Raw genomic sequence first — 15,432 nt, 5'->3', positions numbered from 1 at the left:
TTTTATAATTATTTTTGTTTGTTTAAGTCTTTTCACCTACTAAACACGCAACACCCATTAAAGGAGGACAACAGATGATTAAAAAGTTTTTCACCACCACAGCGGCAGTAGCTTTAGTGCTAACCAGTGTTTCGTTAACTCCACTGGCAGCTCCGCAAAAACCAGAACAGGTAAAGCCTGCTAATTACTCAAAAGATGTCAGCCTTACCCCCACCTTAGAGGCTATCGTAAAAGATTCAACAGGGGCAGGCATCAAAACCGTCGATTTCAAAAAAGGATTCAAATATGATTTTGCAGGCAAAGGGATAACCGGCTTTGCAAATGATTCAGCCGACAACCCGATTACTGTGCCTATCCAAACAAATGCCGCTCCTTTAACGGGTGAACAAATAAAAGCGATGGCAGCTGACGACGGAAAAACAGCCGTCACCAAAAGCAGCAACGGCTTTCCTTCTCAACGTTTTGTAGTTGACGTCTCCAAGGACTTGGCAGCCGGCAACGCGATCCAGCTGTATTGGGAAGGAAAAACTTTGGCAAGTGGTTTAGCCAATCTTTCAGCATGGGATTATAAAGCGGGCAACTGGGTCGCTTTGAACCAGGCGGAAGGAAATGCAAAGGGCGAAGAAATTGTCCTGAAAGCTGAAATTGATAAAGAGAGATTCGTCAAAGATGGAAAAGTTCAGGCCATGGTCCACGATTCCGGAACGCTGACAGATTCCAAAGATGAAGACTTCTCTATGGTCTGGTTTACGGATACCCAATACTATGCACAGGATTTCCCTGAAGTCTGGACATCCATGACAGATTGGATGATCGACGAATTCAAAAAAGGAACTTATGAGTATGCCATGCATACCGGAGACCTTGTCAATAATGTAATCGATGAGGAACAATGGAAAGTTGCAGAGGAAAACTTGGATCGGCTCGATGCTGCCAACATTCCGTATGGGGTACTGGCCGGTAACCATGATGTAGGAATCGACACCCTCAACAAAACTTATGATTATTCCATTTTCGCGAGATACGCTGGAATCGATCGCTTTAAAGACAAATCGTGGTTTGGTGAAGCAATGAACGAAGAAAATCAAAACCATTACGATTTGTTTTCTTTCGGCGATCATGATTTCATTTTTCTATATCTTGGCTACGGAAGAGATGGATCAGCTGAAACCGTCGCCTGGGCAAACAAAGTTCTTAAGCAGCATGCAGACCGCAATGCCATTGTCGGCATGCATGAGAATATCAATTCGTTGGCACAATACGTAACCGAACAAGCACGAGTGGTCAACAGAGAAATTGTCGTCCCTAATGAAAATGTTAAAATGGTCCTCAGTGGCCATCATCACGGCGCTAACTACCGTGTCAAACAGATTGAAAATGAAGATGGCTCAACACGTGAAGTGCTGGAAGTGTTGGCAAATCATCAGGGCAATACTGCTCCTGACCGTGGACAAGGCTATTTGAAGAAGCTGACGTTCGATCCAACGGATGAAACATTGGATTTTGTGTCATACTCTCCTTTCGAAAATGATTACGATTTCGAACAATTCGACCCTGCAAAAGAAAGCTTTACAGCCCAATTCGATTTGGCGGATGTAAAAGCAAAAGACAACCCTAGACAAATCGAAACGGATTATATGGCCGTCAACATCTATACCGACCAGGCTATCGGCCAGGATAAAGACTTGAAATCAGGCGAAGTGGCTTCTGCCGAGTGGAAAGGCTTAAGCAAAAACACCGTTTATCATTGGTACATGAATATAACCAATGCGGCAGGCGAGAGTGAAAAATCACCAATTTATCAATTTACGACTGGTTCAACTGCACCGGATCCAAAACCAGATCCAAAACCAGAACCGACAAAACCAACTTTCCCGGATGTAACGCCTGAAAAGCCTGCTTGGGCTTACGAAGCAATTGAGCGCATGGCAGCAGAAGGCATTATTAAAGGACATCCAGATGGAACTTTCAAATGGAGAGATGGAATTCAACGTCAACATGTATCACTAATGTTCGATCGCGCAGTGGACTTAGAAAATGAACTGCCATATAAAGCGTTCAAAGATGTTCCGAAATCGCATCCGAATTTCGATGCAATCACAGCAACACAACGTGCCGGAATTTTCGAAGGATATAACAACCTATTCCAACCGAAAAGCAAGCTGACACGCGAAGAGATGGCTAAGGTGCTAGTAACAGCGTTTGATATCGAAGCAAAAGGCTCCCATAACTTCCCAGATGTTAAAAAGGGCGGATGGTCAGATAAGTATATCGATACTTTGTACGCTGCTGGGATCACCATCGGTTCAACTAATGGAAAATTCAATCCAAAAGCCGACGTCACGAGAGCAGAGTTTGCTGTCTTCATGGACAGAGCATTGAAATATGATGAAACACATTAATTTTCAAAAAGGAACCTGCAGCCGCGGGTTCCTTTTTTTTCGTCCGAATAGCATCCGAGATATTCCTTATAAATTAACCATAGCCCCTTAAAAAATTCTATAATGGCTTTATCGATAAGGAATAGTAAGGAAGTGAAACAATGATCACTCGCCGAACTGTTATTTCACTCGGTATCTCTCAACTTATCTGCTGGGGAATTTCCTATTATTCGATCGCTGTATTCGGGACACGGATCGCTGCTGATTTGGACTGGAGCGAAACGACTGTCTATGGTGGATTTTCAACAGCCTTAGTGATTATGGCAATTACATCTCCACTGACGGGAAGATTAATCGACCGCTATGGCGGAAGCTTCGTTATGTCGGGGGGATCTGCCCTATTGTCATTAGGCTGCAGCGGCATTGCTTTATCCTATTCTATTGGGATTTATTATGTGTCGTGGGTGCTGCTCGGGTTTGCTATGCGCTTGACTCTCTATGATGCGGCATTTGCAGCATTAGCGCGTATAGGTGGCATACATGCAAAACGCCCCATTTCACAAATCACTCTTTTGGGCGGATTGGCTTCCAGCGTCTTTTGGCCTGTCGGTTTCATGTTAGCTGAAGCTTTCGGATGGAGAGCAGCTCTTCTAATTTATGCGGGATTTGCCCTTTTAACCATCCCTTTGCATCTATCTCTTCCTAAACAGCGGTTCAATAATAAAAAGGAGCTGCCGCCTTCTCTCCTTCCTGTCATTACTGCAGACAAAGAACGATGGGTCGCAGGCAGCCTCTATGCATTGATATTCACGCTGTTAAATATTTTGAACTCTGCCATGTCGACTTACATGATTACTATTCTTGCCGGCCTCGGTTTGACCGCCGCTCTTTCAGTATGGATTTCAACTCTCCGGGGAATAGGACAATCCTTTGCGCGTGTCTGCGAAGTTCTGTTCGGCGCCCGCCTCCATCCTATTTCATTGACAATTTTAGCTTCAGGTATATTGCCCCTTGGTTTTTTCAGCGGACTTCTCAGCGGCCGGTTCCTTATAGCTGCTTTATTGTTTGCATTTCTTTTCGGAGCCGGCAACGGATTGATGACGATTACGCGTGGAACCCTGCCGTTGATTCTGTTTGACCACAATACTTACGGAGCCACCGTAGGAAAATTATTAGTACCTGGCTTCTTGTTGTCTGCGATTTCACCCATTTTTTACACTTTTATCATCGATAAATACGGAGAACAAACAGCGCTTGTTGTTTCTGCAATATTGGCGTTTATCATTTTCGTTCTATCTCTGGTTCTCAAATCACGTTATCTTCACTGCCCTCAACAGAAATAGTTCAAACCACCCGATTTCTTGAAACAGAAACAGCCAACCTCAATTTTCGAGGTTGGCTGCTGTGATGAGTAGATTCGTTGCCTTTTCATATAAGAACTATTGTGTTCCTTTTTAAAACTAAAATTTATTCCCTTTATCTCCATGGCGCTCCAGAAGTTCAGCAAATGATAGATTCTTCTCGCGTTCTTTGCGTTCGAATAAACGCTGTGCTTCTTTTTCTTCTTCCAACTTCTGTTCGTGTTTCAACAATTCTTTTTTCGTTTCCTTCAGTTTTGCCAACACATCGTCAGACAGCATACTGTTGGATTCTTCTTTTCTTTTAGCCATTGCTCTCTCTCCTTAAGGACGTTTAATAACCGTTGCGATCCCTTGGCCGCCGCCGATGCAAAGAGTCGCCAATCCCGTCTTAGCGTCACGTTTGATCATTTCGTGCAGCAAAGTGACAAAAATGCGTGTGCCGCTTGCGCCGATCGGGTGACCAATCGCAATGGCTCCTCCATTGACATTCAGTATATCATGATTAAACTTCAGCTCACGGTCAACCGCAATCGACTGCGCAGCAAACGCTTCATTTGCCTCGATCAGTTCAATGTCTTCTAATGCCATATCGGCTTTTTTCAAGGCATTTTTCACAGCTTGCACGGGACCGATTCCCATTACAGCGGGATCAACTCCTGCACTGCCGTTTGCTACTACAGTTGCCAGCGGCGTCAGTCCAAGTTCATCCGCTTTCGCTTTGGACATGACCACAACTGCAGCTGCACCATCGTTAATGCCTGATGCATTGCCCGCTGTCACACTACCGTCTTTTTTGAAAGCCGGACGCAGCTTTCCTAAACGCGCTTCATTGGAATCACTCTTAATGTATTCATCTGCCTTGAAGATAACTGGATCTCCTTTGCGCTGGGGAATTTCCACTGGCACAATTTCGTCATCAAATCTGCCAGATTCGACTGCAGCGGTGGCACGTGCTTGTGAGCGGGCAGCGAATTGATCTTGTTCTTCACGTGTGATGTCGTAACGATCACATAAATTCTCTGCAGTGACTCCCATATGGTAATCATTGAATGCACAGGTCAAGCCGTCAACGAGCATGCTGTCGACTACTTTCTGATCCCCCATGCGGAATCCACTGCGGGCATTTTCCATGAGATACGGTGCACGGCTCATGTTTTCCATTCCACCTGCAACGACAATGTCTGCATCCCCAGCATAAATCGCCTGGTAAGCGAGCTGAATAGATTTCAATCCAGATCCACAGACTTTGTTGATGGTCATAGCGGGCACAGTTTCCGGCAGCCCCGCATGGATGGATGCCTGGCGTGCTGGATTTTGGCCTAACCCGGCCTGAAGAACATTCCCCATAATGACTTCAGAAACTTGCTCCGGCTGAATCCCGGCGCGTCCGATCGCCTCTTTGATGACGATCGCTCCTAATTGTGTAGCCGGCACGTCTTTTAATGACCCTTGAAATGAACCTACCGCTGTACGGACAGCGCTTACAATAACGATTTCCTGTGACATGTACTTTTCCCCCTTGAGTGATTGTCTGTTAGTTGCTCTTTTATCCCTTCCCTATATACAATGGAAAGCAGGGGGGATATTATGTTCAGTTTACCAAAAAATGCAACAATTATCGAGGTCGGACCAAGGGATGGTCTCCAAAATGAAGGAAAACTTGTTACTACTGAAAATAAACTTCAATTTATAGCTGCTTTGCAGGACGCCGGAGTTCAGGAAATGGAGTTGACATCCTTTGTGTCTCCTAAATGGGTGCCGCAAATGGGTGATGCCCGGGATATCGTCACACAGACGAAAAAAACCGGGCGCCAATTCGTGTTGACACCAAATGAACGCGGCATCAATGCAGCTCTCGAAGCTGGAGCTCAATCACTCGCCGTCTTTGTTGGCGTTTCCAATACCTTCAATAAAAAAAATATCAATAAAACTACGGCTGAAAGCATGGAAACTTTAAAACCGTTGATTCTTAACTTGAAAGAACAAGGCATCTTTGTCCGCGCCTGTATATCGACTGCCTTTTACTGTCCATTTGAAGGAGCGGTATCACCGGAAGCGACACTGGATTTATGCCGCCAATTTGTGGAATGGGGAGTCGACGAACTGAGTGTCGCCGATACAATTGGCATGGCGAATCCGAAGGAAAGTTATGAACTGTTTACTAAACTAATCGAAGCATTTCCAGATGTTTTGATAACAGCCCATTTCCACGACACCCGTAGAATGGCCCTTGCCAACATACTGGCTTCGTTGCAGGCTGGCGTCACTCGTTTTGATGCTTCTGCAGGCGGCCTCGGAGGCTGTCCATTCGCACCAGGCGCAACCGGAAATGTCGCCACAGAGGATGTCGTCAATATGCTCCACCGGATGGGCATCTATACAGGAATTGATGAGAATCTTTTATGTCAAGCCATCGAAAAAATCGAGCCCCACGTAACCAATCCAGTTGCCACAGGCATGTATACCTTATATAAAAACCAACCTTAAGGAGCTTATGCCATGAAAAAAAGATTGCTTTGGACTTCCGCCATTATATCAAGCGTCCTTACAGCAACAGCTACAGTTGCGGGATTTATCGCCAGCAACCGGCTGATGTATGTAAAGAAAAAAGATGAAAAGCTGATTCTAGAAAGGGAAACGAGCGCTAAACGCTATGATGAAGTCTGGTATGCCAATGTCCCTAAAAGCGAGCAATGGATCGAATCCGAGAATGGCTACCCGATAAAAGCTATTTTTCTCGAACCTCACGATACTAATCGCTATGTCATCATTTGCCATGGCGTGACCGAAACGAAAGTCAATTCTTTTAAGTACGCACGGATGTTTGAGCGTTTAGGGTTTAATTCGGTGGTTTATGACCATCGGCGCCATGGAGATTCCGGAGGAAAAACAACCAGTTTCGGACATTTTGAAAAAATCGATTTGAAAGCTGTCGTAGCTGCATTAAAACTGCATGTTGGTGATGAGCTGTTTTATGGCATCCACGGTGAATCCATGGGGGCTGCTACAACTTTGCTTTACGCCGGTATGGAGGACACCGCAGATTTCTACATCTCTGATTGCGCTTATTCCGACATTTATGAACAGATTCTGCATGTCATGAAAACCACGACACCCCTGCGCACAACTTTGGCTCTGCGACTCGCCAGTTTGTTCATGAAAATGCGTGATGGCTATTCCATTTCTACTGTTTCTCCGAGGGAAACAGTAGCCAATATAAAAAAACCTGTGCTCTTCATACACAGTATTCATGATGATTTTGTCCTGGCGAAAATGAGTGAGGAACTTTATGCATTAAAAGAAGGACCAAAACAATTGAAAATGTTTGAAGAAGGCGCACATGCGCAATCTTTCAACAGCAACCCTGATCAATACGAAGAGGCAGTTGCAAATTTCCTGATGAAGTATGATTTACTGACGCCTAAACAACAGGACCTACACACTATCTCAGCAAATTCGGCCGTGTCTATCGTAAAATGACAAAAGCACTCCGCGGAGTGCTTTTTATTATGGTTTCTTCTTTTTGTTGAGGACCAACTTCATGCCTGCCTGCCCTTCAGCGCCAATGAACAATTCCGTAATCGGTCCACTTTTTACAATACCGGTAACGTGGAGTTCGATTGTATCTAAGCTATAATCTGTCATATCTTTCACCAAATCATCGATCTTATCCAATGAGACGGGAAAAGCCTTTTTCAATTGATTGCTTTCAAGATGAAACTTCCCTGCTTCCTTGTCATCTTCTTCAATGACCGGTAAATAAAACAACAGTTCTTCATTTTCCGCCATCCTGAATTCCTCCTTTGATTTCTGCATACAAGCCGCCATCAAAAATTGGCATCTTACTGGCTCAATACCCGAAATCCGAAATTCTAATAGCAGATTCGAACAAAATAAAAAAAGCACTCCGAAGAGTACTTTTTATTTTTTAGCAGTTTTGCTAGGTTTGGTTGACGCTTTATTCATTTGAGTCATCATTTGATTGATTTTTTTCTGAGACGGTTTTTGTCCCATTTGCATCATCATGATTCGCAGCATTTCTTCATTGATTGGTGGGTTATCTTGCAAATATTTCATCATATATCGACGTGCGATAAAGAATCCAAGTGCAACACCTGCGAGTAAAGCCACGATAACGATTACGATCCAGATCCATGTATCCATTCTTGTTACCTCCTTCGTGTTGCGTAAATAAGTAGTGCACCACAATGGATTATACTATAAAAAAGGAATTGTGACCATAAGGAGGAAAATAATAAAGTGAAACTTCAATCAGTAGGGGTCTCCCCCTTACTGATTGTTAGTTGAACCAATCGGACTTTTACGGTCAGTGGATCTCCTGCTTGTCAAAGCAGGAGACCATACTGCCCGTTAAAGCGGGATAAAGTGAAACTTCAATCAGTAGGGGTCTCCCCCTTACAGATCGAAAAGCGGGAGATCTTATTGCCCGTTAAAGCGGGATAAACGAAACATCACCTTTTTTACTGCTCATCAAATAGAAAAGGGGCTGCCCACTAAAAGTCATTTTTCATGACCTTTTGGGACAGCCCTTCCATATTAGTTTTCGTTGATTAAATTTTTCACTTTGTTTGCAACATTGTCAGCTGTGAATCCGAACTCTTCCATGATGCGATCTCCCGGTGCACTTGCACCGAAACGGTCGATTGCAAGAATATCGCCTTCGTCGCCTGTATAGCGGTCCCAACCGAATGAAGTACCTACTTCAATAGCCAGGCGTTTCTTGACAGTTCTCGGAATGACGGATTGCTTGTATTCTTTATCCTGTTTTTCAAAACGATCCCATGATGGCATTGAAACGACAGAAACCGCAATTCCTTCTTCAGCCAATTGCTTTTGAGCAGCTACAGCCAAGCTAACTTCTGATCCAGTCGCAAGCAATAGCGCTTGTGGATTTTCAGCAGGGGACACAACGTATGCACCCTTCTCCACGCCAGCTTCTGCAAGTTCTGCGCTGTTTTCCAAAATTGGCAAGTCCTGACGAGAAAGAACCAATAAAGTCGGTGTAGTTTTCGCCGTCAACGCCAAACGCCATGCCGCTTTTGTTTCGTTGGCATCAGCGGGACGAACAACGCTCAAGTTCGGCATAGCCCGAAGAGAAGCCAAATGTTCAACCGGTTCATGTGTTGGGCCATCTTCGCCTACAGCTACGCTATCATGTGTGAAGACATAAGTGACAGGAAGCCCCATTAATGCAGCCAGACGGATTGCTGGACGGACATAATCACTGAAGACGAAGAACGTTCCGCCGAAGACATGAAGTCCGCCATGAAGAGCCATACCGTTTAAGGCTGCTCCCATTGCAAATTCACGCACACCAAACCAGATATTGCGTCCTTCAGGATGTTCAGCGTCAAAATCGCCAGCGCCTTTGATGTTCGTTTTGTTGGATCCAGCAAGGTCAGCACTGCCTCCGAAGAAGGAAGGAACTGTTTTAGCGATTGCATTGATCATATCTCCTGAAGAAGAACGAGTTGCTTGTTTCTTACCGAATTCATATGTCGGGAACTCTGCATCAAAGTTCTCTGGAAGATCACCACGGATCGCCATCTGCAATTGTTCCGCCAATTCCGGATGTGCTGATTCGTATTGTGAATACAATTCGTTCCATTTTGACTCAGCTTTTGCCCCAAGCTCTTCAGTTGCCTGTTGGAAAGTTTCATATACTTCCTCCGGCACATGGAAATCTTGATCGAAAGTCCACTCGTAGTATTCTTTAACCAATTTCATTTCATCTTCACCAAGCGGCGCGCCGTGTGCATCTGCTTTACCTGATTTGTTCGGAGCTCCGTAACCGATAACGGTTTTGACTTCGATTAATGTCGGTTTGTCTGAAGATTCTTTGGCTTGTGCGATTTTTTCTGATAAGTCGTCCAATACATTGCCATCATCTACGCGCAAATAGTTCCAGCCGTATGATTCAAAACGTTTTTGAACATTTTCAGAGAAACTCTTGCCAAGTGGACCGTCCAACGAAATGTCGTTGCTATCATATAGAACAACCAATTTGTTTAATTTCAAGTGGCCCGCAAGAGAAATAGCTTCTCCGGCAACGCCTTCCATCAAATCTCCATCACCGCATAAAGCGAAAGTGTTGTGATCGACGATATTCATTCCTTCTTTATTGTAAGTAGCCGCTAAATGACGCTCAGCCATTGCCATACCGACCGCCATACCAATTCCCTGTCCAAGTGGACCGGTCGTTGCTTCAACGCCTGTAGTGTGGCCATATTCGGGATGTCCAGGTGTTTTTGAATCCCATTGACGGAAGTTTTTGATTTCATCCATTTCTAAACCATAGCCGCTTAAATGAAGCAAACTGTATAGAAGCATGGAACCATGTCCAGCGGATAACACAAAACGGTCACGGTTAAACCAATCCGGATTTTTTGGATTGTGGTTCATATGCTTAGTCCACAAAGTATATGCCATTGGAGCTGCGCCCATTGGCAATCCTGGATGACCAGAATTTGCTTTTTCGATTGCATCGATGGAAAGTGTACGAATTGTTGTCACTGCAAGTTGATCTGCGTGGGTTGACATAGTAACATCCTCTCTCAAACAAAAATATAATCCCTTTCTAGTTTAGTCAACAATAGAAAAGAATACAATGAAAAAGAGAATAAGTATTTAATTCAAATACTTATTCTCTCGAATATTTTTGACCTTTTCTGGCGTTACGTCGTTCCCATTCGGGTCAATTACTTTTACATTTTCAATTGTTCCACGCATCGTTTTACGGAACGTTTGCAAATATTCCTGGCGCAAAGAAGATTGTTCTTTTGCTTCTTCTTTGGATAATCCAGTCGTTTTCGATTTACGTGATAGCTCATTAATTCTAGTTAATTTGTCTGGTGATAGCATAGACATCCACCTTTCTTCTTTTCATATGGTACAAAAAAAGTAAGGTTTCTGCAATGTTTTAGTCTTTCATCAGCTTTTCGTATTCCTTATATCGCCGATGAACCGTCGCCTTGCTCGCTTGGTAGCCGAATCCTTGCAAGGTTACAGCAATTTCACTGAAAGTCAGCCCATTAGTTTTCAGGCTGACAATTTGATCAATAGGCAGATCCAAGCGTTCACGCCCATCAGGATTGCCTTTGCCTTTTAGATTTTTTTCCGGTTTATAGCCATTTTCCACAGCGCGTTTCATGCCCCGCTTGATTTTGGCATTATGTATTTTGCGCTGATATTCTTCAACGATTGCCAGAATTTCAAGCACCATGTCATCCATATCATTAAGGGCTATTGGCCCCATATCCGATAAGGTATAAACTTCCACGCCATATTTCTTCATGACATGCAAAAGAGCAATACGTGCGTGCCCTCTGCCCAAACGCGTTTCATCCTGAATAAAAACGGCATCGATTTTGTCTCCCTTAATGCAATTAAGCATTTCAAGCAGACCGTCACGATCCATCTCGTATCCACTGTGCTGATCGGTGTATACACCATCCACTTTATAAGATTGTTCAAACGCGAATTTCATCAGTTCTTCTTCCTGTCTCTCAAGGGAGGATTCCTGCGTATCTTTGGTCGTGCTGACACGGCAATAAATTAATGCATTTTTCTTCATTCAGTATCACCTGCAAATTTAATGGTCTCATCAGGAGCAAATTTCAATTGGTCGCTTGGAATCTTAAGGGATTGTCCTGCAATGATTTTTGGAGTAGAAAGGTTGTTTTCTTTCATAATCTCCTCTATCCATTCATGATGGGGAGTCGCGCCACTGAAAGATTCAGCTAAAGTCCAAAGCGTATCGCCTTCTTCTATTTCAACTTGGCTCATTGATGTACTGTTTGTATTATGGGACAGTATGGCGTAAAAAGTAAATACCACAATTAATGAGAAAAATGCGATAAGATAAGAATTTTGTCGAATGAATGTCATTTGAACCGCCTCCTAAGAATTTGTGTTCGGAATGTATGTTCTCATATTAATGCGAACAGGTGTTTTTGTCAAGAATAAAATTCGAACCTATGTTTGCATTTCAATGCCCGAGTTGGTATACTATTGGTAGAAATCAAGTAGAATTACTCAAATGAGGTGAAACTGTTGAAAAAAGTATCCAAACGCCAGGAAGACATTCTGTCATTTATAAAAGAGGAAGTTCGGCTGAAAGGCTATCCGCCATCCGTACGCGAAATCGGTGAGGCAGTCGGTCTTGCATCCAGTTCGACTGTACATGGACATTTAGCACGTCTTGAAAGCAAAGGCTTGATCAGACGGGATCCCACCAAGCCGAGAGCCATTGAAGTAATAAGCACTGATGAAGCGTTAATCGATAAAAGTCCGGTATTGCATGTTCCTTTGATCGGTAAAGTAACTGCCGGTGTTCCTATTACAGCAATTGAGAACGTGGAAGAGTATTTCCCGCTTCCGCAAAGTTATGGCACTGAAGATGATCACATCTTCATGCTGGAGATCATGGGTGAAAGTATGATCGAAGCCGGAATTTTGAACGGAGATTATGTAGTGGTTAAGCAGCAGCAGACCGCGGATAATGGGGACATTGTTGTCGCAATGACGACTGAGGATGAAGCAACAGTCAAACGCTTCTTCCGAGAAGAAAATTATTTCCGTCTTCAGCCTGAAAATTCATCAATGGATCCGATCATTGTAGACCAAGTATCGATTCTTGGTAAAGTTGTAGGCGTTTACCGCCAAATCCATTAAAAAAAACCGGGGAAATCCCTGGTTTTTTTTAATGGATATTTTTATTATGTAAACAATTTCGATTTAGCGTTTATGACAGCTGAAAGCTAAAATTACAGGAATTCTCATTCTCCTACTATACTCTTCATCAGAACTGAAATATTGACGTTCGGGCTTCCCTTCCCGAACATTCGTTACGCTAAATCCCGCCTTTGTCAAAGAAGTAAAATAGCTTTCAATGGTCCGGTGATGCTTGACGACAATTTTATCGATCCACGGTTCGTGCCGTTCCCCTTCTTTAAAGTAATCGTCCACCAGCCAATTGCTTCTTTTTTCTCCTGACATTTTACTTGAAAAAGATGAGGTCGTCAGTGGATGCTGCACACTAAATACAAATTTCCCCTCAGCTTTTAAGGATTCATATACATTTCGGAATAGTTCGTCCACTTCCGGTAAATAATGGATGGCTAATCGAGAGGAGACGATGTCATAGGTATTTTCAGGAAAGATAAATGACTCCATAATTGCCAATGTCAGATCGGCATTGACACCCTCCAAATTTGCAGCCGCTAAGCCGATCATTTCTTCAGACCCTTCTACACCATGATAATAATGCGCTCCTGCTTCCAACAGTTCTTTTCCGAATAAGGCATCTCCACATCCTAAATCGAGTATATCCTGGTTTTGAAAGTTGCCAAGCAACCCATAGATTATTGGTTTTTCAATGCTGTTATTAGGGCTCTCCGCCCGATTTCTTCTTTGCAGAAAGTTCTTCAAAAAATCTTTTTCCTCGTAAGCACTCGATCCTCTGAATTCCATTCATTTGCCTCCCAATCGAATTGTCATGCAAAAAATCTTTTAAAAAAAGGAGTTGCGCAAGCAACACCTTAAGTGCAGCTTGCCGAGAAAAAATCTTCTACAGTTCGCTGACGATAATATATTTAACTAAATTGATAGTAATGCGATAAATATTGCCTGTTTGTTCATCTGAAATTTCATAAGTGCCATTGGAAGGAATCTTGCTTAATGCCGATTCTTTATCTACAGCCTGGACATTGTGTACGATGGTATTGCCTTGATCAAAATAAAACTCTACGCGAAACGGTTTCATGCAATAGCCTCCTTTAAACTTTTACTTTATCTTCGTGACTCAGTTTAGCATATATCCTTTATTATTGCTGTTTGTATAATTCCTTGTATACGATCACTTTCAGGGCAAGCAGCTCTTCTTCATTCAAATCCTCTTCAAGCTTCTGAATCACTTCGTCTGCTGACATCGTGCCATCTTCAATTCCCGATTTCATTTTAGCCAGATCCGCAATGCCGACCTTTTTGATGACTGTACCCGCCGCATCTCCAGTTGTTTCAAATGGCAAAGGCATACTCTCTTCCTCTGCAATTTTGGCTTCTTCTACATATTCAAGCATTTGTGGATCACTTTCAACATATTCCACCACTTTTTCCATTTGCCCGTTGTTCCGAAGCTCTTCTGTCGCCTCGGCAACCAGCCGGTCGGTCGACAAATCGGGTCCGATAACATATGTGCCAATGCCTGCAAACGAAAAGAAGATTAAAAAAACAATGATAGACATTAAAAAGCGCATAGCCGATTCCCCCTCCGTTTTTAGACTATTATAACAGTAGACGCAAAAAAGTGTATAAAGTTACCAAAAAAGAATAACCTCGCAGTTCGTTCTTTGCAGAACGGACCACAAGGTTATTTCTTTTACTCAAGCATGTTCATCAATTAATCATCGTTTCTGCTGCTCAGCAATCCACCAGTCAATGTGTTCTAAATTAAAGATCACAGTGTCTTGGAATGCTTTGCGGTGCGGAATCTTTCTTTTCGACATTAAATCTGTAATCTGCTCTGCAGCCAATGGATAATTCACTGATTCCAAATATTCTACAAGATTCGAAAGTCCTTGGATTTTCCTCAAATTAATCGCCTCCCACAAAATCCTTCTTCTTTCAAGAGAAAGAAAAATTCAGTATGAGTTATTAACTTTTCAGGCTGCAACTAATTATAACCTTAATTCGCCGGCTGTAAACTATAAAAAAAGGTATTCTTCGCATACTCTGCATATTTTCATCATAAATTTCACAAAGCCTGTTTAGTTAGAATCAGGATATTTTCAAGCAACAGCAAGACAAGGAGATATCCGCTTGCCTCTGGAATCTTTCTTTGCCAGCACATAAAAAACAGCATCTCCGAGGAGAAACTGTTTTCATGTTTACTTTTCTGCAGAGTCAGAACAGCATAACCTTTATCGGCTTTGAGGCTCCAATCGACAAAAATTTCATTTATCGGTCTCTTCAGTATCTTTTCCAATGTTGATTGTTTAAATAATTTATATTCTAATGGCCGTTTAGCCAGTTTCAAGGTGTCTTCAATGCCCATGCCTATCCATTCATTTTCGAGCAGAGTAAAGATGTCTGTACGACGAATCAGCAGGGTTCTTTCAATATCTCCGAAACGGTTCAGTAAATCCGAGGTTCTTTGCTCCAGTTCACTTATTTTAATGATTCCATCGAAGAGAGCCTGCTCGTTAACTTCCATCAGCCTAGGCTCTATTTCTATCACGCTTTCTTCCAAGACAGTAAGAATCACACCCGACCAGTTCACTAAATTCCAAACGGCATACTGTTCTTTAATCTCGTGGCCTGCTTCTTTTAAAAACTCCGTTGAAATGCTTCGCCAATTATTTGAGGAGCAATTGAAGCCGGAATCCCTTTAACAGGAAACACACACAGATATTCCACCATCAACGAGAATCACTCAATTCTCAACCGTGAAGCATTCTGCTGATCAAGAATCGACGCGGTGGCTTTCTTCATAAGCACGCTCTTCTTTGTGGTAACGGATGTACGATTTTCCGAAAGCGACTAAAGACGTGATCCAGAGAGAAATTAGAATTGCGTATAAGATCATGAACATAATGATTCCTCCTCTTTTACTAATCAGCAACATAGTCAAATATTAACTTTCTTTTTTTAAAAACTTTTTAATATCTCAG

At 42.9% G+C, this 15,432-nt stretch carries 19 protein-coding genes; 5 read left to right on the top strand and 14 right to left on the bottom strand.

Annotated elements, in window-relative coordinates:
- Positions 1-74 precede the first annotated feature (74 nt).
- A complete protein-coding gene (locus H9630_RS04050) occupies positions 75-2,402 on the top strand; it encodes an S-layer homology domain-containing protein (RefSeq protein ID WP_191714184.1) in 2,328 nt (775 codons plus the stop codon).
- Between the two features lie 140 nt (positions 2,403-2,542).
- Positions 2,543-3,724 (top strand): MFS transporter, encoded by a 1,182-nt coding sequence (locus H9630_RS04045; RefSeq protein ID WP_191714183.1) that lies wholly within the window; start codon positions 2,543-2,545, stop codon positions 3,722-3,724.
- A 117-nt stretch (positions 3,725-3,841) separates the two neighbouring features.
- Here H9630_RS04045 and H9630_RS04040 read toward each other — a convergent pair whose 3' ends face one another.
- Positions 3,842-4,051, bottom strand: a complete 210-nt coding sequence (locus H9630_RS04040) for a YqkE family protein (RefSeq protein WP_191714182.1) — start codon at positions 4,049-4,051, stop codon at positions 3,842-3,844.
- 12 nt (positions 4,052-4,063) lie between these two features.
- Positions 4,064-5,248, bottom strand: a complete 1,185-nt coding sequence (locus tag H9630_RS04035; protein ID WP_191714181.1) for an acetyl-CoA C-acetyltransferase — start codon at positions 5,246-5,248, stop codon at positions 4,064-4,066.
- Between the two features lie 81 nt (positions 5,249-5,329).
- Here H9630_RS04035 and H9630_RS04030 point away from each other — a divergent pair, with 81 nt between their 5' ends.
- On the top strand, positions 5,330-6,229 hold the full coding sequence (locus tag H9630_RS04030) for a hydroxymethylglutaryl-CoA lyase (protein WP_191714180.1): 900 nt from the start codon (positions 5,330-5,332) through the stop codon (positions 6,227-6,229).
- A 12-nt stretch (positions 6,230-6,241) separates the two neighbouring features.
- Positions 6,242-7,222: an alpha/beta hydrolase gene (locus H9630_RS04025; RefSeq protein ID WP_191714179.1), complete on the top strand. Its 981-nt coding sequence runs from the start codon at positions 6,242-6,244 to the stop codon at positions 7,220-7,222.
- Positions 7,223-7,249: 27 nt separating this feature from the next.
- On the opposite strand, the gene H9630_RS04020 is transcribed toward H9630_RS04025, so the two are convergent.
- The 6 genes from H9630_RS04020 to yneA form a co-directional block, all read right to left on the bottom strand.
- Entirely contained in the window at positions 7,250-7,531 is a 282-nt protein-coding gene (locus H9630_RS04020) for a hypothetical protein (protein ID WP_191714178.1), read from the bottom strand.
- 132 nt (positions 7,532-7,663) lie between these two features.
- Positions 7,664-7,906: a YneF family protein gene (locus tag H9630_RS04015; RefSeq protein WP_191714177.1), complete on the bottom strand. Its 243-nt coding sequence runs from the start codon at positions 7,904-7,906 to the stop codon at positions 7,664-7,666.
- Between the two features lie 393 nt (positions 7,907-8,299).
- On the bottom strand, positions 8,300-10,303 hold the full coding sequence (gene tkt, locus H9630_RS04010; RefSeq protein WP_191714176.1) for a transketolase: 2,004 nt from the start codon (positions 10,301-10,303) through the stop codon (positions 8,300-8,302).
- Between the two features lie 87 nt (positions 10,304-10,390).
- The gene (locus tag H9630_RS04005) at positions 10,391-10,624 is read right to left on the bottom strand and encodes a DUF896 domain-containing protein (protein ID WP_191714505.1); all 234 of its coding nucleotides are present in this window, start codon (positions 10,622-10,624) and stop codon (positions 10,391-10,393) included.
- 58 nt (positions 10,625-10,682) lie between these two features.
- Positions 10,683-11,336: a YneB family resolvase-like protein gene (locus H9630_RS04000; protein ID WP_191714175.1), complete on the bottom strand. Its 654-nt coding sequence runs from the start codon at positions 11,334-11,336 to the stop codon at positions 10,683-10,685.
- The gene (gene yneA, locus H9630_RS03995) at positions 11,333-11,650 is read right to left on the bottom strand and encodes a cell division suppressor protein YneA (protein WP_191714174.1); all 318 of its coding nucleotides are present in this window, start codon (positions 11,648-11,650) and stop codon (positions 11,333-11,335) included. The genes H9630_RS04000 and yneA overlap by 4 nt, the downstream gene beginning before the upstream one ends.
- Before the next feature lie 165 nt (positions 11,651-11,815).
- On the opposite strand from yneA, the gene lexA reads away from it, so the two are divergent.
- A complete protein-coding gene (gene lexA / locus H9630_RS03990) occupies positions 11,816-12,436 on the top strand; it encodes a transcriptional repressor LexA (protein ID WP_191714173.1) in 621 nt (206 codons plus the stop codon).
- Positions 12,437-12,499: 63 nt separating this feature from the next.
- Here the strand turns inward: lexA and H9630_RS03985 are convergent, their stop codons facing one another.
- The 6 genes from H9630_RS03985 to H9630_RS18860 form a co-directional block, all read right to left on the bottom strand.
- Positions 12,500-13,234 (bottom strand): class I SAM-dependent DNA methyltransferase, encoded by a 735-nt coding sequence (locus tag H9630_RS03985; protein ID WP_191714172.1) that lies wholly within the window; start codon positions 13,232-13,234, stop codon positions 12,500-12,502.
- Positions 13,235-13,331: 97 nt separating this feature from the next.
- Positions 13,332-13,526 (bottom strand): hypothetical protein, encoded by a 195-nt coding sequence (locus tag H9630_RS03980; protein ID WP_191714171.1) that lies wholly within the window; start codon positions 13,524-13,526, stop codon positions 13,332-13,334.
- A 61-nt stretch (positions 13,527-13,587) separates the two neighbouring features.
- Positions 13,588-14,019 (bottom strand): hypothetical protein, encoded by a 432-nt coding sequence (locus H9630_RS03975; RefSeq protein WP_191714170.1) that lies wholly within the window; start codon positions 14,017-14,019, stop codon positions 13,588-13,590.
- 147 nt (positions 14,020-14,166) lie between these two features.
- Positions 14,167-14,355 (bottom strand): hypothetical protein, encoded by a 189-nt coding sequence (locus H9630_RS03970; protein ID WP_191714169.1) that lies wholly within the window; start codon positions 14,353-14,355, stop codon positions 14,167-14,169.
- Between the two features lie 161 nt (positions 14,356-14,516).
- Positions 14,517-14,975: a hypothetical protein gene (locus H9630_RS03965; protein WP_191714168.1), complete on the bottom strand. Its 459-nt coding sequence runs from the start codon at positions 14,973-14,975 to the stop codon at positions 14,517-14,519.
- A gap of 249 nt (positions 14,976-15,224) precedes the next feature.
- A complete protein-coding gene (locus tag H9630_RS18860) occupies positions 15,225-15,353 on the bottom strand; it encodes a hypothetical protein (RefSeq protein ID WP_263615925.1) in 129 nt (42 codons plus the stop codon).
- Positions 15,354-15,432: the final 79 nt, after the last annotated feature.

Source organism: Planococcus wigleyi, from assembly GCF_014836985.1.
GTDB lineage: Bacteria > Bacillota > Bacilli > Bacillales_A > Planococcaceae > Planococcus > Planococcus notacanthi.
The sequence above is the reverse complement of the archived record's forward strand: the minus strand, read 5'-3'. Positions and strand labels throughout refer to the sequence as shown.

Excerpts from the sequence above, each read along its gene's own strand:
- H9630_RS04040 (WP_191714182.1), bottom strand. The coding sequence starts at position 4,051 with ATGGCTAAAAGAAAAGAAGAATCCAACAGTATGCTGTCTGACGATGTG.
- H9630_RS03980 (WP_191714171.1), bottom strand. The coding sequence starts at position 13,526 with ATGAAACCGTTTCGCGTAGAGTTTTATTTTGATCAAGGCAATACCATC.
- tkt (WP_191714176.1), bottom strand. The coding sequence starts at position 10,303 with ATGTCAACCCACGCAGATCAACTTGCAGTGACAACAATTCGTACACTT.
- H9630_RS04005 (WP_191714505.1), bottom strand. The coding sequence starts at position 10,624 with ATGCTATCACCAGACAAATTAACTAGAATTAATGAGCTATCACGTAAA.
- H9630_RS03985 (WP_191714172.1), bottom strand. The coding sequence starts at position 13,234 with ATGGAATTCAGAGGATCGAGTGCTTACGAGGAAAAAGATTTTTTGAAG.
- H9630_RS04000 (WP_191714175.1), bottom strand. The coding sequence starts at position 11,336 with ATGAAGAAAAATGCATTAATTTATTGCCGTGTCAGCACGACCAAAGAT.
- H9630_RS03975 (WP_191714170.1), bottom strand. The coding sequence starts at position 14,019 with ATGCGCTTTTTAATGTCTATCATTGTTTTTTTAATCTTCTTTTCGTTT.
- H9630_RS04015 (WP_191714177.1), bottom strand. The coding sequence starts at position 7,906 with ATGGATACATGGATCTGGATCGTAATCGTTATCGTGGCTTTACTCGCA.
- H9630_RS04030 (WP_191714180.1), top strand. The coding sequence starts at position 5,330 with ATGTTCAGTTTACCAAAAAATGCAACAATTATCGAGGTCGGACCAAGG.
- H9630_RS04035 (WP_191714181.1), bottom strand. The coding sequence starts at position 5,248 with ATGTCACAGGAAATCGTTATTGTAAGCGCTGTCCGTACAGCGGTAGGT.
- H9630_RS04020 (WP_191714178.1), bottom strand. The coding sequence starts at position 7,531 with ATGGCGGAAAATGAAGAACTGTTGTTTTATTTACCGGTCATTGAAGAA.
- H9630_RS18860 (WP_263615925.1), bottom strand. The coding sequence starts at position 15,353 with ATGTTCATGATCTTATACGCAATTCTAATTTCTCTCTGGATCACGTCT.
- yneA (WP_191714174.1), bottom strand. The coding sequence starts at position 11,650 with ATGACATTCATTCGACAAAATTCTTATCTTATCGCATTTTTCTCATTA.
- H9630_RS04025 (WP_191714179.1), top strand. The coding sequence starts at position 6,242 with ATGAAAAAAAGATTGCTTTGGACTTCCGCCATTATATCAAGCGTCCTT.
- H9630_RS03965 (WP_191714168.1), bottom strand. The coding sequence starts at position 14,975 with ATGGAAGTTAACGAGCAGGCTCTCTTCGATGGAATCATTAAAATAAGT.
- H9630_RS04045 (WP_191714183.1), top strand. The coding sequence starts at position 2,543 with ATGATCACTCGCCGAACTGTTATTTCACTCGGTATCTCTCAACTTATC.
- H9630_RS04050 (WP_191714184.1), top strand. The coding sequence starts at position 75 with ATGATTAAAAAGTTTTTCACCACCACAGCGGCAGTAGCTTTAGTGCTA.